Annotated in this window: 20 protein-coding genes; 5 read left to right on the plus strand and 15 right to left on the minus strand. The window is 73.6% G+C overall.

What is annotated here, in order from left to right:
* Positions 1-8: 8 nt before the first annotated feature.
* Complete coding sequence (locus U5640_RS38445) at positions 9-482, minus strand: Lrp/AsnC family transcriptional regulator (RefSeq protein ID WP_340383724.1); 474 nt, start codon at positions 480-482, stop codon at positions 9-11.
* A 60-nt stretch (positions 483-542) separates the two neighbouring features.
* Here U5640_RS38445 and U5640_RS38450 point away from each other — a divergent pair, with 60 nt between their 5' ends.
* Positions 543-1763 (plus strand): PLP-dependent transferase, encoded by a 1221-nt coding sequence (locus tag U5640_RS38450; RefSeq protein ID WP_340383726.1) that lies wholly within the window; start codon positions 543-545, stop codon positions 1761-1763.
* Positions 1764-1870: 107 nt separating this feature from the next.
* Here the strand turns inward: U5640_RS38450 and U5640_RS38455 are convergent, their stop codons facing one another.
* The 4 genes from U5640_RS38455 to U5640_RS38470 form a co-directional block, all read right to left on the minus strand.
* Positions 1871-3139 carry a GNAT family N-acetyltransferase gene (locus tag U5640_RS38455; protein ID WP_340383728.1) on the minus strand — a complete coding sequence of 423 codons (1269 nt, stop codon included), beginning with the start codon at positions 3137-3139 and terminating at the stop codon, positions 1871-1873.
* 121 nt (positions 3140-3260) lie between these two features.
* Positions 3261-4847 (minus strand): alkaline phosphatase D family protein, encoded by a 1587-nt coding sequence (locus U5640_RS38460; RefSeq protein ID WP_340383730.1) that lies wholly within the window; start codon positions 4845-4847, stop codon positions 3261-3263.
* A gap of 446 nt (positions 4848-5293) precedes the next feature.
* On the minus strand, positions 5294-6124 hold the full coding sequence (locus U5640_RS38465) for an alpha/beta fold hydrolase (RefSeq protein ID WP_340383732.1): 831 nt from the start codon (positions 6122-6124) through the stop codon (positions 5294-5296).
* Positions 6125-6219: 95 nt separating this feature from the next.
* Positions 6220-6867, minus strand: coding sequence for an NAD(P)-binding domain-containing protein (locus U5640_RS38470; RefSeq protein ID WP_340385589.1), 648 nt, complete (start codon positions 6865-6867; stop codon positions 6220-6222).
* Between the two features lie 184 nt (positions 6868-7051).
* On the opposite strand from U5640_RS38470, the gene U5640_RS38475 reads away from it, so the two are divergent.
* Positions 7052-7819, plus strand: a complete 768-nt coding sequence (locus U5640_RS38475) for a GntR family transcriptional regulator (RefSeq protein ID WP_340383734.1) — start codon at positions 7052-7054, stop codon at positions 7817-7819.
* 225 nt (positions 7820-8044) lie between these two features.
* On the opposite strand, the gene U5640_RS38480 is transcribed toward U5640_RS38475, so the two are convergent.
* The 3 genes from U5640_RS38480 to U5640_RS38490 all read right to left on the minus strand — a co-directional run bounded on the left by U5640_RS38480 (position 8045) and on the right by U5640_RS38490 (position 11132).
* Positions 8045-9202 carry an ROK family transcriptional regulator gene (locus tag U5640_RS38480; RefSeq protein WP_340383736.1) on the minus strand — a complete coding sequence of 386 codons (1158 nt, stop codon included), beginning with the start codon at positions 9200-9202 and terminating at the stop codon, positions 8045-8047.
* Between the two features lie 98 nt (positions 9203-9300).
* Positions 9301-9963 (minus strand): response regulator transcription factor, encoded by a 663-nt coding sequence (locus U5640_RS38485; RefSeq protein WP_340383738.1) that lies wholly within the window; start codon positions 9961-9963, stop codon positions 9301-9303.
* A 14-nt stretch (positions 9964-9977) separates the two neighbouring features.
* On the minus strand, positions 9978-11132 hold the full coding sequence (locus tag U5640_RS38490; protein WP_340383740.1) for a histidine kinase: 1155 nt from the start codon (positions 11130-11132) through the stop codon (positions 9978-9980).
* 109 nt (positions 11133-11241) lie between these two features.
* On the opposite strand from U5640_RS38490, the gene U5640_RS38495 reads away from it, so the two are divergent.
* From U5640_RS38495 to U5640_RS38505, 3 genes are read left to right on the plus strand one after another with little or no spacing between them, the layout of a single operon-like run.
* Positions 11242-12174, plus strand: a complete 933-nt coding sequence (locus U5640_RS38495; protein WP_340383742.1) for an ATP-binding cassette domain-containing protein — start codon at positions 11242-11244, stop codon at positions 12172-12174.
* A 2-nt stretch (positions 12175-12176) separates the two neighbouring features.
* Positions 12177-12908, plus strand: a complete 732-nt coding sequence (locus tag U5640_RS38500) for an ABC transporter permease (RefSeq protein WP_340383744.1) — start codon at positions 12177-12179, stop codon at positions 12906-12908.
* A gap of 57 nt (positions 12909-12965) precedes the next feature.
* On the plus strand, positions 12966-13340 hold the full coding sequence (locus U5640_RS38505) for a hypothetical protein (protein WP_340383746.1): 375 nt from the start codon (positions 12966-12968) through the stop codon (positions 13338-13340).
* Positions 13341-13366: 26 nt separating this feature from the next.
* On the opposite strand, the gene mug is transcribed toward U5640_RS38505, so the two are convergent.
* The 7 genes from mug to U5640_RS38540 form a co-directional block, all read right to left on the minus strand.
* Positions 13367-13921, minus strand: a complete 555-nt coding sequence (gene mug, locus U5640_RS38510) for a G/U mismatch-specific DNA glycosylase (protein WP_340385591.1) — start codon at positions 13919-13921, stop codon at positions 13367-13369.
* Positions 13918-15360, minus strand: coding sequence for an adenylosuccinate lyase (gene purB / locus U5640_RS38515; RefSeq protein ID WP_340383749.1), 1443 nt, complete (start codon positions 15358-15360; stop codon positions 13918-13920). Before purB ends, mug begins: the two co-directional genes overlap by 4 nt.
* Positions 15361-15481: 121 nt before the next feature.
* On the minus strand, positions 15482-16261 hold the full coding sequence (locus U5640_RS38520) for an SGNH/GDSL hydrolase family protein (protein WP_340383751.1): 780 nt from the start codon (positions 16259-16261) through the stop codon (positions 15482-15484).
* Positions 16262-16342: 81 nt separating this feature from the next.
* Positions 16343-17356, minus strand: a complete 1014-nt coding sequence (locus tag U5640_RS38525; RefSeq protein ID WP_340383753.1) for a hemolysin family protein — start codon at positions 17354-17356, stop codon at positions 16343-16345.
* Positions 17353-18687 carry a hemolysin family protein gene (locus U5640_RS38530; RefSeq protein WP_340383755.1) on the minus strand — a complete coding sequence of 445 codons (1335 nt, stop codon included), beginning with the start codon at positions 18685-18687 and terminating at the stop codon, positions 17353-17355. The genes U5640_RS38525 and U5640_RS38530 overlap by 4 nt, the downstream gene beginning before the upstream one ends.
* Positions 18688-18871: 184 nt before the next feature.
* Complete coding sequence (locus U5640_RS38535; protein ID WP_340383757.1) at positions 18872-19309, minus strand: GNAT family N-acetyltransferase; 438 nt, start codon at positions 19307-19309, stop codon at positions 18872-18874.
* Positions 19310-19739: 430 nt separating this feature from the next.
* The gene (locus tag U5640_RS38540; RefSeq protein ID WP_340383759.1) at positions 19740-22307 is read right to left on the minus strand and encodes an ABC transporter permease; all 2568 of its coding nucleotides are present in this window, start codon (positions 22305-22307) and stop codon (positions 19740-19742) included.
* Positions 22308-22309: the final 2 nt, after the last annotated feature.

Here is a 22309-nt window from a genome sequence, read left to right on the forward strand (position 1 = left end):
GCGCGCGGCTAGCCCGGCGGCAGCAGCGGCCCGCAGTCCCACTGCTGGAAGATCAGCCGGGTCTCGACCCGCGCCACCTCCCGCCGGGCCGTGAACTCGTCCAGGACCAACCGCTGGAGATCCGCCATGTCGGCGACCGCCACATGCACCAGGTAGTCGTCGGGACCGGTCAGATGGAAGACGGTCAGCGCCTCCGGCAGCGCCCGGATCCGCTCCACGAACGGCCCCACCAGCTCCCGCCGATGCGGCCTGACCTGCACCGACAGCAGCGCTTGGAGCCCGCGCCCCAGCTTGGCCGGATCCAGCCGGAGCTGATGCCCGAGGATCACGCCCGAGCGGCGCAGCCGCGTCACACGGTCCAGACACGTGGACGGTGCCACCCCGACCTGTGCCGCGAGATCGCGGTAGGTGGTCCGGGCGTCGTTCTGCAGCAGGCGCAGCAGATGCAGGTCCACCGGGTCCAGTACGACAGATTCGGCCATCGGTCGAACGTAGCACGGTGTTCGATTCCAGTGTCCCGTGCGTTGTTCACTCTGCGGTCCATGGACTCAGCCGCAGCGAGCACGCACGCATCCCCCGAGATACGACGGTCCGCAGCACCCCGCGCCCTGGCCACCGAGGCCGTGCACGCCGGGCGGGACGACCTGGCCCGGCAGGGCCTGCACGCCCCGCCGATCGACCTGTCCACCACCTACCCCTCCTACGACAGCCGCGCCGAGGCGGCCCGGATCGACGCGTTCGCCGCGACCGGCGCCGAGCCCGAGGGCCCACCGGTCTACGGACGCCTCGGCAATCCGACGGTCGCCCGCTTCGAGACCGCCCTCGCCCGGCTGGAGGGCACCGCGAGCGCGGTCGCCTTCGCCAGCGGGATGGCCGCCCTGAGCGCGGTCCTGCTCGCCCGTGCCTCCCTGGGCCTGCGGCACGTCGTCGCCGTACGCCCCCTGTACGGCTGCAGCGACCACCTCCTGACCGCCGGACTCCTCGGCTCGGAGGTCACCTGGACCGACCCGGCCGGCATCACGGACGCGCTGCGGCCCGACACCGGACTGGTGATGGTCGAGTCGCCGGCCAACCCCACGCTGGCCGAGGTCGATCTGCGGGCCGTCGCGCACGCCTGCGGCTCGGTCCCGCTGCTCGCCGACAACACCTTCGCCACCCCGGTGCTCCAGCGTCCGGCGGAACACGGCGCCCGGCTCGTCCTGCACAGTGCCACCAAGTACCTCGGCGGACACGGGGACGTCCTGGGCGGCGTGGTCGCCTGCGACGAGGAGTTCGCGGGGCTGCTGCGGCAGATCCGCTTCGCCACCGGAGGCGTCCTGCACCCGCTGGCGGGCTACCTCCTGCTGCGCGGACTGTCGACCCTCCCGGTCCGGGTCCGGGCGGCCTCCGCGACCGCCGCCGAACTGGCCCGCCGACTGGCCGCCGACCCGCGCGTCGCCCGCGTCCACTACCCGCGCATCGGTGGCGCGATGATCGCCTTCGAGGTCCACGGCGATCCGCACGAGGTGATCGCGGGCGTCCGTCTGATCACCCCCGCGGTGAGCCTCGGCAGCGTCGACACCCTCATCCAGCACCCGGCGTCCATCAGCCACCGCATCGTCGACGCGGACGACCGCCGAGGCGCCGGGGTGAGCGACCGCCTGCTGCGGCTGTCGGTGGGTCTGGAGGACCCGGAGGACCTGTGGGCCGACCTGGACGAGGCACTGGGTAACGCCCCGCTGCGTACGTCGGGTGCCAGGACAGTCTCCGCCGCCTCCTCCTGACGGGCCGTCCGTCGGCCGGGACCGGGCGGGGACGGTGAGAACGGCCGCGAGGCCGCCCCGGTGGACGCGCGAGTGGCGCGGGACGTGCCCGCCCCGCGCCACCGGCACTAGCCGCGGGCCCGCCGGGAACCGGCCTCTCCGCGCTCCCCGGCCACGCCCACGGCGTCGAGCCGGGCCGTGATCACCAGGGTCCCCTCCTCGATCTGGTAGTCCAGGGGCAGCCCGAGCCCCCGCATCGCGGCGACCATCCCGGTGTTGGAGGACTGCGTCACGGCGTACACGCTCGCGCACCCCGCCTCGACGGCCATCGCCACCAGCCGTTCGAGCAGCTCGCGCCCTACCCCGCGCCGCTGCCACCGGTCCTCCACGAGCAGCGCCACCTCGGTCTCGTCCCCGTCCCACAGGAGGTGCCCCAGCCCGACGATCCGCCCGGACGGCGTCCACACCGCGAGGGTCCGGCCGAACCGCGGGCTGAGCAGGTGGTTGAGGTAGCGGTCGGCGTCGCCCACGGGCCCGTGGTACCGCCGGGCGAGCGTCCGCGGCGAGCACCGCTCGTGCATCGCCAGGGCCGCCTCCAGATCTCCGGTGTCGGCCCGCCGCACGGTGATGTCGTTGCCCTCGGGCAGCGTCAGCACGTCCTGGCTGCGCGGAATGCGCGGACCGAGCCGGGCGTCCAGCTCGACCAGGGCCCGTGCCCGGGCGAACTCGGTCGGGGTGAACGGCAGATACGGCCGTTCCACGGTGATCACTCCGCCTTCCGGCGCCCGCAGGCGCATCACGGTGTCCTCCAGCACCCCTTCGACGGGCACGTGGGCCGGTCCCCGGCCGCCGCCGACGGGTGCGGCGGGCAGTGAGCGGATCGTGCAGCGGCCGAGGAGCTGCCGCAGCGCGAGCGGCAGTTCGGCCGCGTCGAGCGCGGTGCGGGTCGCCAGCCCCAGGACCCGGGTCGGCACGTCCACCAGATCGTGGGTGTCGGCCCGCTCGATCCAGGTGCCCGAGCCGCCCGCCTCGGCGACCGCACCGGTGATGTCGGCGCAGGCCAGCGCCGACGGGGCGCGCAGCAGGAACTCGTCGACGGTGTCCTCGCCCAGGGGATGCGTCTGGAGACTGAGGATGTCGACCCGGTGCCCCGCCAGCGCGGCGCAGAGCGCGGCGAGGGAACCCGGCGCGTCCTTCACCGTGGTCCGCATCCGCCACAGGGTGCCCTCCCCGCCGACGGTGCCGGGCCCGGCCTGCTCCTCCGGGGAGGACGGCCGGGCACCGGTATCGCTCGTGGGCGGCGGGTCCTCGTGGCGCCGTGCCCGCCACGGGGCCTTGAGGAACGCGGAGAGCGCGGAGACGGTGGCGACGGTGACGTCAGACAGGTGTCGATTCATGCAGCCACTGTGGAGGAACGGTGTTGCGTGATCACGAACGGCTTGTGACTGACGGGTAAAGGCCACTCATGCCCGTTTTGTTGATCCTTCTGTTGATTCTTCTACGACCACTGCGCCACCGTCACTGCCCCACGCGCCCCGGCTGGAGCACCTGGGTGAACAGCACGGTGCCGTCCTGCTCGCGCAGCCGGACCGTCAGCTCCCCGCTGTCGCCGTCGATGTCGACCTCGCCGAAGAACTGGTAACCGCCGGCCGGCGACACGTTGGCCGCGGTCGGCGCCTTCACGAACACCCGCTCCGGGCCGAAAGTGCCGTCGAGCGCGTTGGCCGGGAAGGCGCCCGCGTTGAGCGGGCCGGAGACGAACTCCCAGAACGGCTCGAAGTCGGTGAACGCGGCCCGCGAGGGCTGGTAGTGCTGGGCCGAGGTGTGGTGCACGTCGGCGGTCAGCCACACCGTGCCGGTGATCCTGCGGTGCTTGACGAACCGCAGCAGCTCGGCGATCTGCAGCTCACGGCCGAGCGGCGCCCCCGGGTCGCCCTGCGCCACGGCCTCGATGTTCGCCCTGCCCTCCGTGGTGTCCGGCACCACGAGGCCGAGCGGCATGTCGGCGGCGATCACCTTCCACACCGCGCGCGAACGCGACAGCTCCCGCTTGAGCCACTCCAGCTGCTCCCGGCCGAGGATGCCCTGCGGGTCCACCGCCTGGTCGTCGGGCGAGTTGGCGTTGCGGTACGTCCGCATGTCGAGCACGAACACGTCGAGCAGCGGACCGTGCCGCAGCACGCGGTGCACCCGGCCCTCCTCGCGGCCCGGCCGCAGCGTCGAGATCGGGAAGTACTCGCTGAACGCCCGCCGGGCGCGCGCCGCGAGGACGTCGACGCTCTTCTCCGTGTAGCGGGTGTCGGAGGCGGCGATCACCTCGCCCGGGTACCAGTTGTTGCGGACCTCGTGGTCGTCCCACTGGATGACCGACGGCACCTGGGCGTTGAACCGGCGCAGGTTCTCGTCCAGCAGGTTGTAGCGGAAGTTGCCGCGGAACTCGCCGAGGGACTCGGCGACCTTGGACTTCTCCTCGGTGACGAGGTTGCGCCAGAGGGAGCCGTCGGGCAGCGCCTGGGTGGCGGTGATCGGGCCGTCGGCGTAGATGTTGTCGCCGCTGCAGAGGAAGAAATCGGGGTCGAGCCCGGCCATGGCGTCGTAGATGCGGTAGCCGCCGAGGTCGGGGTTGATGCCCCAGCCCTGGCCGGCCAGGTCCCCCGACCACAGGAAGCGCACCCCGCGGCGGCGGCCGGCGGGCACCGTGCGGAAGGTGCCGGTGACCGGCTCGCCGGTACGGCGGGGGTCGTCCGGGTCGGCCAGCAGCACGCGGTAGTGGATCTGCTCGCCCGCGGGCAGGCCGTGCAGCCGGGTCGTGCCGGTGAAGTCGGTGCCGGCGCCGAGCAGGGGGCCGTGCCACCGCCGCGCGTGCCGGAACGACTCGGTGGCGGCCGTCTCGACGATCATCCGCGCCGGACGGTCCGAGCGCACCCACACCAGACCGGAGTCACAGGTCACGTCCCCCGTCTGCACGCCCCAGTCGGCCCGCGGCCGTCCGGACAGGGCCAGCGCGGGTGCGGCGCCGGCCGCGACGGGCAGGGTCAGGGCCGCGGACGCGGCGAGCGAGCCGCGCAGGACACTGCGGCGCCCGGGCAGGTGCAGATGTGACATGGGAGGGCCTCCAGGGACGGGATCCGGCCGGTGTGCACCGCCACAACTACTGGGGCACCGCAGCGCACACGCAAACCCCAAGTGAACAACTCCCGGCACACGGAGGGGCGTCACGCCACGGCTGCCCTCCGGGGCGAGTGAGGGGGCTCGGGTACGGCGGGGCGCCAGGGCGGCGGGGTGTGAGGGCCGCTCAGGTCTGGTTGGCCTCCGTCACACGCCGGTCGTGCGGTCCTCCGTCACGCGCCGGTCGTGCGGTCCTGCGCGTTCCGCGGGGCGGCCGTCCTCGCGCCGTCGCGCCTCCCGGCGGGTCAGCACCCGCCCCGCCTGTCCCCGGGCCGCCCGGCCCGGCTCGCCGGATGTCCGTTGCTGTGCCCGGCCCGCGTCCGCGCCCGTTCACCGGCCCTCGGCCGCCCCGGACCGAGCCGTTCCCCGGGGCCGGCCCCGGCTCAGCTGCTCGCGTCCAGGATGACCCGGGCCACCAGGGCCGGGTCGTCGTTCATCGGGCAGTGGCCGCAGCCGGGCAGGCGGACCAGCCGGGCGGCGGGGATGATCTGCTTCGCGCGGACGCCCTGGCGCCGGACGAGCAGCCAGTCGCGGGTGCCCCAGCCGACGGTGACCGGGATACCGGGGATGTCGTCGGTGAACTGCACGGTGGTGCCCGCCCGCAGGGTCTGGTCGAAGCCGGTGGCCTGGGCCAGCGCGAGCGTCTCGGCCACCACGGCCTCGGGCGCGCGCCGGCCGGGGCGGGCGTAGATGGTGCTGGTCAGCGCCGTGCGTCCGGCCGTCGTACGGGAGAGCCGCTCGACCAGCGGCAGCGGCAGCCGACGGGAGATCTGCCGCATGGTGAGCAGGATGCCGAACGCGTACCGTCGCTCGGCCTCGGACCAGAACCCGGCGGGGGACAGCGCGGTGACGGACCGTACGAGCTTCTCGCGGCCGAGTTCCAGGGCGAGCAGGCCGCCGAGGGAGTTGCCCGCGACGTGCGGCCGTTCGAGTTCCAGCGCCTCGCAGAAGGCGGCGAACACGGCGGTCGTGGTCGGCAGGTCGTAGGCGAGCCCGTCCGGCAGTGCGGGGGAGACACCGAAGCCCGGCAGGTCGACGGCGATGACGTCGCGCTCGGCGGCCAGCAGATCCACCACCGGGTCCCAGGCCTGCCGGTGATGGCCGATCCCGTGCAGCAGCAGCAGGGGTTCGCCGCGGCCCGTCCGTTCGTAGGAGACGGAGACCGGCTGCGGTCCCCCGGGCGTGGTGACCGGGAAGGAGACGGTGGCGGGCATGGGGGAGCTCCTCGTCTGGACGGACCGGCGAACGTCATAGACAGCTTGTCAGCAATTGCTACCGACGGGTAGCCCTCAGGGGTGCCGTGACCGGTTCAACGGGAGGTGTGCAGTTCGAGATTGAAGTCCGCGTGCCCGAAGTGCCGCATGAGGTTCAGCCACAGCGGCAGCCACATCTCGACACTGCGCGCCGCCTGGATGCCCCCCAGGTCGAGCACCCGGTCCGCCGGCCACCCGAACTCCCCGAGCAACTCCGTGACCTGCGCCTTCGCCTCCGCGTCGGCCCCGCACACAAAGATCTGGTGCCGCCCCGGCACCCGCCCGGGATCGACCATCACCTCGCAGTTCACCGTGTTCAGCGACTTCACCACGCGCGCGTCCGGGAACGCCCGCTGGATCTGTTCGCCCACGCTGTCCGACTCCACCGGCGACAACCGCACCTCGCCGCCCTCGAACGACAGCGGGTTGGAGACGTCCAGGACGACCTTGCCCGCGAGGTTCTCCGCCCCGGCTGCCTCCAGCGCGGCGAGCGCCACCTGACCCGCCACCGCGTTCACGACCACGTCGGCGCCCGCGGCGGCCTCGGCGAACGTGCCGGCGGCGGCGCCCGTGCTCGCGGCCCACTCCCGGCCGACCGGGTTGTCCTGCGTACGCGAACCCAGGGTCACCTCGTGGCCCAGTGCCACCAGCTTCCCGCCGAGCGTGCGACCGACCTGCCCCGTGCCCAGCACCCCGTACCGCATGGAGACCTCCCGTTTCCCGATCATTGCCGACTCGGTCATTGTGGGCCGGGAGCCCGGATTCCGCCCGGAGAATTGGTCTTGACCAAGGATGGGGGCCGTCCTATGGTCGCAGAGAAGTACAACAACCTTTAATAAACAAGGGCGCGAAATACGCCGCCGGACCACGGCGATTGCGGAGGACAGGGTGGGGACCACGCAACTGGAATCGGTGCCGGAGCCGAAGTACTGGCATCTCAAGACAGTGCTCAGCGAGGCGCTCGACTCCGAGTTCTCCGTCGGCGAGATCCTGCCGAACGAGCGCGACCTGGCCGCCCGCTTCGGTGTCGCCCGTGCGACGCTGCGCCAGGCCCTGGAGCAGCTCGAACTCGAAGGCCGGCTCCAGCGCCGCCGCGGCGTCGGCACGACCGTCGCACCGCCCCGGATGGGTGTCGCCGTCGGCTCGGAGCGCCAGGGCTGGCCGGACGGCGCGGACGACGCCTGGACCTGCGTCGACTCCACTCTCACGGTCCCGCCCGCCGCCGTCGCCACCACCCTGGAGACCCCGCGCGACCAGGCCGTGCACGTGGTGCGCCGCTCGCGCGTCTCCCAGGGCCAGCCGGTCGCCGCCGAACTGCTCTACGTCCCGGCCGCCTCGGTGCCCGACCTCAGCGCGATCGACACCCCGTCCGAGGCGGCCCGCGCGCGGGCGGTGCTGCGCGAACTGCAGCACCTGGACCTCCAGGGCCAGGACCGCTCCGTGGAGCTGGGCTCGGCCCGCGCGGACGACGCCAAGGAGCTCGACCGGCTGCCCGGAGCCCCCGTCCTCGTCGTCACCACCCGCTTCTTCGCGGGGGGCCGTACCGCCGCCCTGTCCGTCGCGACGTACCGCGCTGACACGTGCCGCCTGACGTTCGGCGCCTCGGGCGGCGTGGAGATCCACCACGGCCCGCGACCGGAGCGCCAGGCCTCCTGACGCCCGCTCCCCGCGCCCCGGAGCCCGCTCCGGGGCGCGCCGCGTTCCCCGGGTGACGTCCCGTCAAGGAGGCGCCGGATACCGTACGTCGTCCCGGACCCGACGTCCCGCACTCGTACGTCCCGGACCCGACGTCCCGCACTCGTACGTCCCGGACCCGACGTCCCGCACTCGTACGTCCCGGACCCGACGTCCCGCACTCGTACGTCGCCGAAGACGACGCCCTCACCTGCGGGCCGTCACCGTCCCCTCCACGGCGAACAGTTGCTCCTCGACATGGTCCAGCGCCAGCCGCAGCGCCCCCGTCGCCACCGCCGCCTCGCCCAGGATCGACAGCGCCACCCGGGGCGGCCGCAGGCAGTAGCGCGCCAACTCCCGCCGCAGCGGCTCCAGTACACCGTCGATCCCGGCCGCCCAGCCGCCGACGACGACCAGCTCCGGATCGAGGGCGAGCACCAGCGCCGCCACGTCGTGGACGAGCCGCTGGATGAACCGGTCCACAGCCGCCCGCGCCTGCCCGTCGCCCTCCCGGGCCCGGGCGAACACCTTGGCCACCGCCTGCTCGTCCAGCGGGTGCAGCGGCTCGCCCGTCGTGGACAGCAGGGTCTCCGGCGTCACCTCCCGCCCCAGCAGGTGCAGCGCCCCGATCTCCCCGGCCGCCCCGCCGTACCCGCGGTGCAGCCGCCCGCCGATCAGCGACCCGGCGCCCGGGCTCAGTCCGGCCAGCACGAACACCACGTCGTCGGACTCGGTGGCCGACCCCTTCCAGTGCTCGGCGACGGCCGCCGCGTTGGCGTCGTTCTCCACCAGCACCGGACACTTGAAGGAACGGCTCAGCCGGTCGCCCAGCCGCAGCCCCGTCCACTCGGGCAGCGCCGTGCCCAGCCGCACCGTCCCGTCCGCCTCGACGATCCCGGGGGTGGCGACCCCGACCGCCCGCAGGGAGTCCCGTGGCACGCCCGCCCGGCGCAGCAGCTCGGCGACCGCGGCGCGCAACCGCTCCAGCCGCTCGTCCGCGGACGCCGCCTCGTCGACGTCCTTGGCCTGCGAACCCAGCAGCCGTCCGTCCAGGTCGGCGAGGAGCGCCGCCACCCGGTGCGGGCCGATCTCCAGGCCCAGCAGATGCCCGGCCTCCGCACGGAAGCGGAACCGCCGCGCCGGCCGCCCCTGCCGCCGGGCGACACTCTCGTCGGCCGCCTTCTCCACGACGAGTCCCGCCCCGATGAGATCCTCGACGACCCCCTCGACGGTCGGCCGGGACAGCCCGGTCACCCGGGTGATCTCCGTGAGCGTCGCGCAGTCCGCGGCACGCAGCGCGTGCAGCACCACCGCGGAGTTGATCCTGCGCAACAGCGAGGGATCCCCGCCGGTCAGCCGCCCCAACGTCCGTCCTCCAGCTCGTGCGCGTGTTGGGCGGATCGTACTCGGCGGGGACGAGCCGGGCGAGTGCGGAATCCGTACCGATGCCGTCACACACCGTCTCAACCGGGCGTCACGAAGCCCGACTCGTACGCCGTGATCACCGCCTGGACGCGGTCCCGCGCCCCCAACTTCGCCAGCACCGCGCTCACGTGCGACTTCACCGTCTCGGTGCCCACCACCAGCTGCCCGGCGATCTCCGCGTTCGACAGGCCGCGCGTCATCAGCCGCAGCACCTCGGCCTCCCGCTCGGTCAGCCGGGCCCGCTCCAGGGTGGCGCGGGCCGCGCGGTCGCCGCCCGCCTCGCCGTACTCGGCGGCCAGCCGCCGCACCGACGCCGGGAAGAGCAGCGACTCGCCCTCGGCGACCAGCCGCACGGCGTGCACGATCTCGGCAGGCCGGGCCCGCTTCAGCAGGAACCCGTCCGCGCCCGCCCGCAGCGCCTCGTACACGTACTCGTCGTTCTCGAAGGTCGTCACGACCAGGATCTTCGGCGGCCCGTCCACCGTCCGCAGCAGCGCCCGGGTGGCCTCGATACCGTCCATCAGCGGCATCCGGACGTCCATCGCGACCACGTCGGGCCGCAACCGCCGCACCAGCGGGATCACCGCGGCCCCGTCCGCCGCCTCGCCCACGACCTCGATGTCGCCCTGCGCCTCCAGGACGGCCCGCAGACCGGCACGGACCAGGGGTTCGTCGTCGACGAGGAGTACGGTCACCGGCATCCGGCCAGCGTAGATCAGCGCAGCGGCAGCTCCGCACGCACCTCCCAGTCGCCCGCGTCCGGCCCGGTCGAGGCGTGTCCCCCGAGCAGGGCAGCCCGCTCGCGGATTCCGCGCAGCCCGCTGCCCCGCCCGGGGCCCGGTATGCCGGCCGGCAGCGGATTGCGCACCTGTAGACGCAGGGTGTCCCTCTCGACGCCCACCCGGACCCGCACCGGGACGGCTCCCGCGTGCCGCAGCACATTGGTCAGCGCCTCCTGGAGGATCCGGTAGCCCTCCCGGGACACCGGCCCCGGCACGGTGTCCAGCGGGCCGCTCAGCTCGGCGTCGACCGCCGCCCCGGACACCCGCGCGGACTCCAGGAGCCGGCCGGCCTCGGCGAGCGTGGGTCTGCCGCCCACCGGACGCCCGGCCTCGCGCAACACCCCGAGCACGCGCTCCAGGTCCGCCAGCGCCGACCGCCCCGTGTCCTCGATCGCCGCCAGCGCCCGGCGGGTGAACTCCGTGTCGTCGGCCGCCCGCGCCGCGCCCGCCTGCACCACCGCCACCGTCAGCGCGTGCCCGATGGAGTCGTGCAGCTCGCGTGCGATCCGGGTGCGCTCCAGCAACTGCTCGGTCCGCTCCTCCAGGGCGGCGAGCCGCTCGGCGGCGGAGGGACCGAGCAGGGCCCGGGCGGCCGCGGTGACCACCCGGCCGAGGCCGACCACCACGCCGTACAGCACGACGAGGGGCAGGGGAGCGAGGAGCGACCAGGCCCAGTGGCCGGGCGCGTCCCGCACGAGCGGCAGGTCGCCGCCCGGGTGTCCGAGGGCGGCGCGGATCAGTTCGTAGCAGAGGACGGGCAGCCAGACGCACGCCGCCGTCGTCACCGCGCCCAGCAGCAGGCGCACTTCGAGCCACACGACCGTGCGCAGCCGGTCGCGCCAGGTCGCGGACGGGGCCACCGAGAGACCGGAGCCGGCCTCGCCCGGCAGGAGCAGCAGCCGGGCCTGCACGCCCTCCCCCCTGCGCACCCCCGGGATCAGCCCGACCGGGGCGAGGAGCAGCGCGGGCACCCACGGCCGGGACGGGTCGACGAACATCCAGACGCTCACGACCAGCATCGGCACCCACAGGTGCAGCAGTCGTGTGTACGTCGTCCCCCGCAGCAGCGGGCGCAGAGCGCGGCCCATGCGCAAAGCCTGCCAGGCCCCACTGACAACGGGCCTCCCCCGTGCGGGGGAGACGCTCTCCCCGCCCGGGGGAGGCCCGGCACCCCGGCCGGCGGCCAGAGTCGTGGTCATGACCAGCATCGACGTCCACGACCTCACCAAGGAGTACGGCACCCGGCGCGCCGTCGACCGCCTCACCTTCCGGGTCCTGCCCGGCCGGGTGACGGGCTTCCTCGGCCCCAACGGCGCCGGCAAGTCCACCACGCTGCGCCTCGTCCTCGGCCTCGACCGGGCGACCTCCGGGACGGCCACCGTCGGCGGCCGCCCGTACGCCACCCTCCCCGACCCGCTGCGCCGGGTCGGCGCCCTGCTCGACGCCCGGGCGGCGCACGGCTCCCGCACCGGCCGCGACCACCTCCTCGCGCTCGCGGTGAGCAACCGCCTCCCCGCCCGCCGGGTGGACGAGGTCCTGGCGCGGACCGGCCTCGCCCCGGCCGCCCGTCGGCGGGTGCGGACGTATTCCCTGGGCATGCGCCAGCGGCTCGGCATCGCCGCCGCCCTGCTCGGCGACCCCGACGTCGTCCTGCTCGACGAGCCGTCCAACGGCCTCGACCCCGAGGGCATCGTCTGGATCCGCGGACTGCTGCGCGCCCTGGCCGCCGAGGGCCGCACGGTGCTGGTCTCCAGCCATCTCATGAACGAGACCGCGTCCTTCGCCGACCACCTCGTCGTCCTCGGCCGGGGCCGGCTGCTGGCCGACACCCCGATGCGGGAATTCATCGACGCACGCGTGCGCCCCCGCGTCCGCATCCGTACGACGGACCCCACCGCCCTGCGGACCGCACTGGCCCGGCACGGCCACGAGGCCGTGGAGCACCCGGAAGGCCACTGGACCGTGTCCCACACGCGCGTGGACGACATCGGCCCGCTGCTCACCGCGGCCGGAGTCCCCCTGCTCGAACTGACCACGGAGGAAGGCACGCTGGAGCAGGCCTACCTCGACCTCACCGCCCGCGACGCGGAGTTCGCCGCGGCGCGGCCCCGTCGGCACCAGGAGGCCTGACCGTGACCCTGTCGGACTTCACGCCCGTACTCCACTCCGAGTGGATCAAGATCCGTACGCTGCGGTCGCAGACCGGTGCCCTGTGCGCGGTCCTGATCGCCACGGTGGTGTTCTCGGCGCTTGCCGGCGCCGACCCCGAAGGCTCGGCCGCCGATCCCCTCTTCTCCGCGTTCTTCGGCGTGAGCTTCGGCCAGATCGCGGCGGTCGCGTTCGCCGTGACGGCCGTGTCCGCCGAGTTCCGGGACGGCGCGCTGCGGGTGTCGCTGGCCGCCGTACCGCGCCGGGGCCGCTGGTTCGCCGCCAAACTGACGGCCGTCGCGCTGCCGGTCCTGGCCGTCGGCCTGCTCACGGGAGCCGCGACCCTGGCGGTGGGCAGCGCGCTGCGGGGCGACCGGGCGGACGCCCCGGGCGCGGCCGAGGGCCTGCGCGCGGTGGCCGGCTGCGCTCTCTACCTGACGCTGATGGCCCTGCTGGCCGCCGGACTGACGACGGTCCTGCGCAGCGGAACGGGGGCGCTCGGCATCCTGGTCCCGTTCCTCCTCGTCGTGTCCTTCGTCGTCGGCGACCTGTCCGGCAACGCCGCCGACTTCTTGCCCGACCGGGCGGGCCAAGTGGCGCTCCACAGCAGCTGGGACGGCATCCTGGGGCCATGGGAGGGGCTCGCGGTGACGGCGCTGTGGGCGGCTGCCGCGGTCCTTGCGGGTGCCTGGCGGCTGCGGCGCCGGGACGCGTGAGCGGAGCGAGGGACTGACGGAGCGCCAATTGTCAGTGGTCGCCGCTTTACTGGAGTGATGGACATCGAGAGGTTGCTCGCCGGACCCGGCGACCGCACCGCCGCCTTAGCGACCAGCCATGGTCTCAGGGCGGCGGACGCCGCGGCGCGGGTCGCGGAGGCGGGGCGGTTCCACGAGCAGCGGGAGGACCTGGCCGGGGAACTGACGCGCAGATGGGGCGAGCCGGAGCACATGGGCCTGCAGACGGTCCGGCTGCGGACCGCGGCCGAGGAGATACCCGAGCCCTGGGCCGGACTGAGCCTGCGTGTCGCGGACGTGTACCTGTGGCAGACCGCGGACCACGGCCGCTGGATCGCCCTGGGCGTCGCCGACCTCGACCGGGACGACGAGATAGAGCTCCTGCTCGTGGTCACCGAGACCGACCCGCCCTGACCACCGCTCAGTGCCCGGACCACCGCTCAGTCCTGCGCCGCCACCCGCAGCCGGGCGAACTCCTCCGCCATCGTCGCGGCCGTCCAGTGGGCGTTGAGTCCGCTGGGGTTCGGCAGTACCCACACCCGTGTCCGCCCGATCACCCGCTCCTGCGGCCCGACCGAGGCCTTCCGGTCGTCGAAGGCGGCCCGGTAGGCGGTCACCCCGACCACCGCCAGCCAGCGGGGCGCCAGCCGGGTCACCTTCTCCGTCAGCAGCCGCCCGCCCTCGCGGTACTCCTCGGCGCTCAGCTCGTCGGCCCGCGCGGTCGCCCGCGCCACCACGTTCGTGATCCCGAGTCCGTACGTCAACAGCTCCGCCTGCTCCGCCGGCCTCAGCAGCCTCGGCGTGAACCCGGACCGATGCAGCACCGGCCAGAAGCGGTTGCCCGGACGGGCGAAGTGGTGACCGGTCGCGGCGGTCATCAGCCCCGGGTTGATCCCGCAGAACAGCACCCGCAGACCGCCCGCGACGACGTCCGGTACGAGACGGTCGCGCGCGGCCTCCAGCTCCGCCTGGGTGAAGCGGGGCGAGGGTGTCAGAGGATCGCTCCGGGGGTGTAACCGGCCGCCTCGGGACGCTGCTTCACGATCTCCTCGATCCGGCCGACGACCACGCCGACCTGCGCCGCCGCGGCGCCCGTGAAGGACAGCTTGTCGGACATCAGCGCGTCCAGCGCGGCGCGGTCGAGCGGCAGGCGCTCGTCGGCGGCCAGGTTGTCGAGCAGCTCGTTGCGCTCGGCGCCCTGCTCGCGCATCGCGAGGGCGGAGGCGACGGCGTTCTCCTTGATCGCCTCGTGCGCGAGCTCACGGCCCACGCCCGCGCGCACCGCGCCCATCAGCACCTTGGTGGTGGCGAGGAACGGCAGGTAGCGGTCCAGCTCCCGGGCCACGACCGCGGGGAAGGCGCCGAACTCGTCCAGCACCGTCAGGAACGTCTCGAGCAGACCGTCCAGCGCGAAGAACGCGTCCGGCAGGGCCACCCGGCGCACGACCGAGCAGGACACGTCGCCCTCGTTCCACTGGTCGCCCGCCAGCTCACCGGTCATCGACGCGTAACCGCGCAGGATGACCATCAGGCCGTTGACGCGCTCGCAGGAGCGGGTGTTCATCTTGTGCGGCATCGCCGAGGAGCCGACCTGGCCGGGCTTGAAGCCCTCGGTCACCAGCTCGTGGCCCGCCATCAGCCGGATCGTCTTCGCGAGCGAGGAAGGCGCGGCGGCGAGCTGCACCAGCGCGGTCACGACCTCGTAGTCCAGCGAACGCGGATAGACCTGGCCCACCGAGGTGAAGGCCTGCGAGAAACCCAGATGACCGGCGATCCGGTCCTCCAGCTCGGCGAGCTTGCCCGCGTCGCCGCCCAGCAGGTCCAGCATGTCCTGCGCCGTCCCGACCGGGCCCTTGATCCCGCGCAGCGGGTAGCGGCCGAGCAGCTCCTCGATGCGGCCGTACGCCACGAGCAGCTCGTCGGCGGCCGTCGCGAAGCGCTTGCCGAGGGTGGTGGCCTGCGCGGCCACGTTGTGCGAGCGGCCGGCCATGACCAGCTCGCCGTACTCGCCGGCCAGCTTGCCCAGGCGCGCCAGCACCGCCACCGCACGGTCGCGGATCAGCTCCAGCGAGAGACGGATCTGGAGCTGCTCGACGTTCTCCGTGAGGTCACGGGAGGTCATGCCCTTGTGGACCTGCTCGTGCCCGGCGAGGTCGTTGAACTCCTCGATCCGCGCCTTCACGTCGTGCCGCGTGACCTTCTCGCGGTCGGCGATGGAGGCCAGGTCGACGGTGTCCAGGACACGCTCGTAGTCGGCGATCGCCGCGTCCGGCACCTCGATCCCGAGGTCCTTCTGGGCGCGCAGCACGGCGAGCCAGAGCTGACGCTCCAGCTTCACCTTCTGCTCGGGCGACCAGAGCGTGGCGAGCTCGGCGGAGGCGTACCGTCCGGCGAGGACGTTCGGGATGCGGGGCTTGGCGGGCGCAGAAGTCACGTGTACGGATTCTACTGGCGATTCGTGCAGGCCAGCGCCACGGTGCCGTTCGGCGGATCCTACGAGACGGGCGTCACGCGGGGTGGCGGCGGGCGCGGACCGGGTGCCGGCCGGGGTTTTCCTAGGCGGATCCCTCGTACGGCAGCAGTTCGGGGCGCTTGGCCGGGCGGCCGTCGCCGGAGGAGCGGCCGGTCAGGCGGCGGCCGATCCACGGGAGCAGGTGCTGCTTGGTGAACCGGGCGTCGGCGGCCCGTCGGGCGGCCCAGCCGGGCGGCACGGTGGGGGGGACCGGGGTGCGCCACTCGGTGTCCTCGGCGGGGTAGCCGAGGGTCTGCCAGACCGCCTCGGCGACCCGGCGGTGCGCCTCGGGCGTCAGGTGCAGCCGGTCGACGTCCCACAGCCGCGGGTCGGAGAGCGAGGGGGCGCCGTACAGGTCGACGACCAGCGCGCCGTGCCGCTCGGCGAGGCCGTCGACACAGTCGAACAGCTCCTCCATGCGCGGCCGGAACCGCTCCAGGACGGGGCCCTGGCGACCGGGACTGCGCATCAGCACCAGTTGCTTGCAGGCCGGGGCGAGCCGCTCCACCGCCTCCGTGAGCAGCCCCTTGACCATGCCCATGTCGCACTTGGGGCGCAGGGTGTCGTTCAGGCCGCCGACCAGGGTGATCACATCGGCGTCCATCGCGGCCGCCACGTCCACCTGCTCCTGGACGATCTGGCCGATCAGTTTGCCGCGCACCGCCAGGTTGGCGTACCGGAAGCCGGGCGCGCGGGCCGCCATCCGGCCCGCCAGGAGGTCCGCCCAGCCGCGGTAGGAGCCGTCGGGCAGCAGGTCCGACATGCCCTCGGTGAAGGAGTCGCCGACCGCGACCAGGCTGGTGTGTGTGGGGTTCGTCTGCATGGCGACATAGATGGTAGCCCGAGGCCCATACCCGTCAGTCGGTCACCCCGGTCCGGAACGCGGTCCCGGGCCCACCTTCTCTCACGCCGGCTGTCCGAACAGCTCGCGCAGCACGTCCTCCATCGTCACCAGCCCGGCCGGCCGTCCGTCCGCGCCGAGCACCGCCGCCAGATGCGTACGGCTGCCCCGCATCGCGGTCAGGACGTCGTCCAGGGGTGTCGTCTCCCGCACGCGCGCGATGGGCCGCATGTCCCGCAGCCGGAACGGCTCGTTCCGGGGCGAGGCGTCCAGCGCGTCCTTCACATGCAGGTAGCCGATGATCCGGCGCCCCTCGTCCACCACCGGGAACCGGGAGAACCCCGACTCGGCGGCCAGCGCCTCCAGCTGCTCCGGCGTGACGCCCACGCGCGCGTGGACGACCCGCTCCAGCGGCAGCACGACATCGCGCACCGGACGGCGGCCCAGCTCCAGGGCGTCGTGCAGACGCTCCTGCGCACGGTCGTCGATGAGGCCCGCCGCGCCCGCGTCCTTGACGATCTGCGCCAGCTGGGCGTCCGAGAAGGCCGCCGCGACCTCGTCCTTGGTCTCGATCCGCAGCAGCTTCAGCAGGGCGTTGGCGAACGCGTTGATCGCGAAGATCACCGGGCGCAGCGCCCGCGACAGCGTGACCAGTGGCGGGCCGAGCACCAGCGCGGTGCGCACCGGCTCGGCGAGCGCGATGTTCTTCGGGACCATCTCGCCGAGCAGCATGTGCAGATACGTGGCCAGCACCAGCGCGATCACGAAGGAGACGGCGTGTCCGGCGCCCTCGGGCACGCCGATCGCGTGGAACACCGGCTCCAGCAGATGCGCGATCGCCGGTTCGGCGACCACACCGAGGAGCAGCGTGCACAGCGTGATGCCGAGCTGCGCCGCCGCCATCAGCGCGGACACGTGCCGCAGGCCCCACAGCACGCTCTTGGCACGCCGGTCGCCCTGCTCGGCGTACGGCTCGATCTGGGCGCGTCGCACGGAGATCAGCGCGAACTCCGCGCCGACGAAGAACGCGTTGACGACCAGGGTCGCCAGGGCGATCAGCAGCTGGACGGCGGTCACTGGTCCGCTCCTTCCACGGGGGTCTCGGCGAGCGGGGCGTGCAGCAGCACGCGGGCGGCGCGGCGGCCGGACGCGTCGACCACGTCCATGCGCCAGCCGGTGACCTCGACGCCGTCACCGACGGCCGGTATCCGGCCCAGTTCGGTGGCGACGAGGCCGGCGAGCGTCTCGTACGGCCCCTCGGGGGCGTGCAGGCCCACCCGCGCGAGCTGGTCCATCCGGGCGGCGCCGTCGGCCGAGTACAGCGCCCGGCCGTCGTCGTCGGTGCCCGCGGGAGCCAGGTCGGGCGTCTCGTGCGGGTCGTGCTCGTCGCGGACCTCGCCCACGACCTCCTCGACGATGTCCTCCAGGGTCGCCACGCCCGCCGTGCCGCCGTACTCGTCGATGACCACGGCCATCGTCCGCTTGCCGGACAGCCGGTCCAGCAGCCGGTCCACGGTCAGTGACTCCGGGACCAGCAGCGGCTCACGCACGATCTCCGAGACGGGGACGTGCAGGCGCCGTTCGGCGGGGATCGCCAGGGCGTCCTTGATGTGCACGGTGCCGACGACGGCGTCCAGGCCGCCGCGGTGGACGGGGAAGCGGGACAGGCCCGTGGCCCGGGTCGCGTTCGCGACGTCCTCGCAGGTCGCCAGGGCGTCCAGGGAGATGACCTGGACCCGCGGGGTCATCACGTTCTCCGCGGTCAGGTCGGCCAGGTTCAGGGTGCGCACGAACAGCTCGGCGGTGTCCGCCTCCAGCGCGCCCTCGCGGGCCGAGTGGCGGGCCAGCGCGGCCAGCTCCTGGGGCCCGCGCGCGGCGGCCAGTTCCTCGGTGGGCTCCACGCCGAAGCGGCGCACGACGTGGTTCGCGGTGTTGTTGAGGTGGGTGATGAAGGGCCGGAAGGCGGAGCTGAACCAGCGCTGCCCGTTGCCCACGGTCTTGGCCACCGGCAGCGGCGAGGAGATGGCCCAGTTCTTCGGCACCAGCTCGCCGACGACCATCAGGAAGACCGTCGACAGCGCCGTCCCCAGGACGAGCGCCAGCGAACTCGCCGTCGTGCCCGACAGGCCCGCCGACTCCAGCGGTCCCGCGATCAGCGCGGCGATCGACGGCTCGGCGAGCATGCCGACGACCAGGTTGGTCACGGTGATGCCGAGCTGCGCGCCGGAGAGCTGGAAGGTGAGGTTCCGTACGGCCTTCAGCGCGCCGGAGGCGCCGCGCTCACCGCGCTCCGCCGCCCGTTCCAGCTCGCTGCGCTCGACCGTGGTCAGCGAGAACTCGGCGGCCACGAAGGCACCGCACGCGAGGGACAGCAGGATCGCCACCAGCAGCAGGAGCACTTCCGTCATCGGTTCACCTCCGTCCCATGGTCCGGCAGGGCAGGGAGGATCGCGCGATGTCGCGCACGGCTACTGGGAGGCTCGCCCATGGGCGGACACTCACAACCTTTCGAAAGTCGCAGGGGGACCGCACGCTGTCGCACGGTCCCCCAATGGTAAAGGATCAGCAAAGTCCCGCGGCCGGGGGTGACGGTCAGGGAGCCTGCCGGCCGGCGAACGGCTTCACCCAGCGCCGCCACTTCTCCTCCGGCGCGTACCCCGCGGCGCGCCACGCATGGTGCGCCGTCTCGTTCCGGTTGAGCACCATCGCGTCCCCGCGCCGCCCGCCGAGCCGTACGAACCGCTCCTCGGCGGCGGCGAGCAGCGCCGAGCCGATGCCCTGACGACGCCGCTCCGGATGCACCGCCAGCCGGTACAGGTGGCACCGCCAGCCGTCGAACCCGGCGATCACCGTGCCCACCAGCTCGGCGCCCAGCTCGGCCAGCAGCAGCGCCTCGGGGTCCCGGGCGACCAGCCGCTCCACGCCCGCGCGGTCGTCGCTGATGCTCGTCCCCTCGGCGGCGGCTTTCCAGAAGGCGAGAACGGTGTCCAGGTCGTCGGGCGTCGCGGCCCGTATGCGCAGCTCAGACATGCGGCGATCCCACCACGGGCGCGGGGGCCGGGTGCGCAATTCCACGATCCGGACGGACACTTGACCGGCCCGGGCGCCGGTCGGGGCTCGACGGTGTCCTCGACCGCCCTCCCGGCCTGACACCGAGAGCGGCACCGCGGGCGGCCGGACGGACCACGCGATCCTGCTTCGAACGGAGCCGAGAGCACCGCCGCCACCCCGCCCCGCCCGAGCGCCGCCCCCGGCCGGCACCGGAGCCGCACACCCGGGCCGGCACCGGCGCGTTCTGGGGGGCGTTGCGAAAGTCCTGTGCGGTGCCCGCGGTGTCCGGTGCGTGCTCTCGGAGTGCCGGACGAAAGCCCTCGTACTGGATGTACTCGGGATTCCGGCCGGTGCGCCGAGAGGGCGTGCCGGGCGCCGTGGGTGCTGTGCGGGACTTTCGCAACACCCCCTAGTCGTGGGCGATGGCCGCCAGCACGTTCATCCGGGAAGCCCGCAGCGCGGGCAGCAGGGCCGCCACCACGCCGACCACCGCCGAGCCGATGACGACCGCGACGATCGTGCCCCAGGGGACGGCGAGGGCCTTCATGCCCTGGAGGGCGAGGACCTGCTGGATGCAGACGCCCCACAGCAGGCCCAGCGCCAGCCCGAGGACCGCGCCGAAGACCGCGATCACCACCGACTCGAGCCGGATCATGCGCCGTAGCTGACGCCGCCCCAGTCCGATCGCGCGCAGCAGCCCGATCTCCCGGGTGCGCTCCACCACCGACAGCGCGAGGGTGTTCACCACGCCGAGCACCGCGATGACGATCGCGAGGCCGAGGAGGGCGTACACGAGGTAGAGCAGGACGGCGATCTGGTCGTGCACCAGCTTCTTGTAGTCGGCCTGGTCGCGTACCTGGACCTGGGGATACGCGTCGAGCGTCTTCTCCAGGCGGGGCCGCAGCTGCTCCGCGCCGGTGCCGGGCGCCGCGTTCACGTACAGCGCGGAGTCCTGGCCGTCGGGCACGTACTTCTCGACGGTCCCCAGCCCGAGGAACAGCCCGCCCTCCGTACCGAAGCCCTCGGCCGCGTCCTGGTCGGTGAGCGCGCCCACCTTCAGCGAGGTCGTGCGGTCGCCGGGGAACTCCACCGGGAGCACACTGCCCAGTTTCACCCCGTGGTCCTTGGCGAAGTCCACGTCCATGCCGATCGCGCCGTCCGCCAGCGCCGCCGCCGAGTCGCCCTGGGCGTAGGTGACATGCGCGACGTCGTCGAGCCGGTCGTCGTAGCCCGAGGCCGTCGTCTCGACCCGTTTGCCGTCCGGCAGCCGTACGGCGAGGGGCGCGAACCGCTGCCGTACGACGAGGCCGACGCCGTCGGTCGCGCGGACCGCGTCCGTCACCTCGCGGGAGAAGGGGGTGAAGTTGGCGTTCTGGATCACGTAGTCCGCGCCGAGCGTCTTGTCGATCTGCTGGTCGAAGGACTTCGACATCGAGGCGCTCGCCACCGACATACCGCCGACCAGCGCCAGGCCCACCATCAGCGCGGCGGCGGTGGCGCCCGTGCGGCGCGGGTTGCGCAGGGCGTTGCGCTGGCTCATCCGCCCGACCGGGCCGAACAGGGCGGGGAAGGCACCGCCCAGGACCCGGATCACCGGCCGGACCAGCAGCGGTCCCGCGATCACGGTGGCGATCAGCGTCAGGACCACCCCGAGGCCCAGGAGCGAGGCCGCCGAGGCCGTCCTCGAGGCGGTCGCACAGCCCAGCAGCGCCGCCGCGCCGAGTGCCCCGACGACCGCGCCGACGATCGCGCGCACCCGCAGCGGCCGGCCCACCCCGGCGATGTCCGCGTCCGAGAGGGCCGCCATGGGCGAGACCGTGGCGGCGCGCCGCGCGGGGAGGTAGGCGGCCACGAAGGTGACGCCCACGCCGACGACGTACGCCGCCACCGGGGTCCCCCAGCCGACGACCATCTCCGTCGTCTTCAGGTTCATGCCGAACGCGCTCATCAGCCGGATCAGCCCGGCCGCCAGACCGATACCGGCGGCGAGGCCCAGGGTGGAGCCCACGAGCCCGAGCAGCACCGCCTCCGTCAGCACCGAGCGCCGGACCTGACGGCGGTCGGCGCCGAGCGCGCGCAGCAGCCCCAGCTCACGGGTGCGCTGGGCGATCAGCATCGAGAACGTGTTGACGATCAGGAACACACCGACCAGGACGGCGATGCCGGCGAACCCGAGCATCACGTACTTGATCACGTCGAGGAAGCCGCCCAGCGACGCGGCCGAGGACTTGGCCTGCTCGTCGGCGGTCTTCACGTCGTACGGCCCGGAGCCCAGCGCGGCCGAGACGCGGTCCTTGAGCACGGCGTCGGAGACGCCGGACGCCGCGTCGACCGAGATGCTGGTCGCCTTGTCCGCCGCACCCAGCAGCTCGGTCGCGGCCACCTTCGGGTCGAGGAAGACCAGGGCCGCGCCCGGGTTGGTGGTGGTAAAGGTGGCGATGCCGACGATCTCGACGTCGAAGGAGCCCGGCTGGGCCATCACGGTGAGTGTGTCGCCGATCCTCACGTGCTTCTTGTCGGCGGTGTCGGCGTCCAGCATGGCCTGCCCGGCGCCCTGCGGGGCGTGGCCGGAGGTCAGCTTCACCGGGCTGCGGTGGGTGACGTACCAGTCGGTGGCGATGGTGGGGGCGCCGGTGGTGGGGCCGACGGACTTGTGGTCGCTGTCGACCACGGTGATGTTCTCGACGCTGACGTCCGCGTGCGCGGAGGCGACCCCGTCGACCCGGGCGACCCGGCCGGCGAGCGCGGCCGGGACCGTCTGCACCGCGCCGCTCGGCACGTTGGAGTTCAGGTCGTCCTTCGGCTGCACGGTGACGTCCGCAGCCGTGGAGGCGAACAGCCGGTCGAAGGTGCGGGTCACCGTGTCCGAGAAGATCAGGCTGCCCGCGACGAACGCCACGGACAGCACGACGGCGAGGGCCGACAGCAGCAGCCGTCCCTTGTGCGCCAGGAAACTTCTGAGGGTCGCCTTCAGCACCG

The sequence above is a fragment of the Streptomyces sp. SS7 genome (assembly GCF_037993025.1).
In the GTDB taxonomy this organism is placed as follows: domain Bacteria; phylum Actinomycetota; class Actinomycetes; order Streptomycetales; family Streptomycetaceae; genus Streptomyces.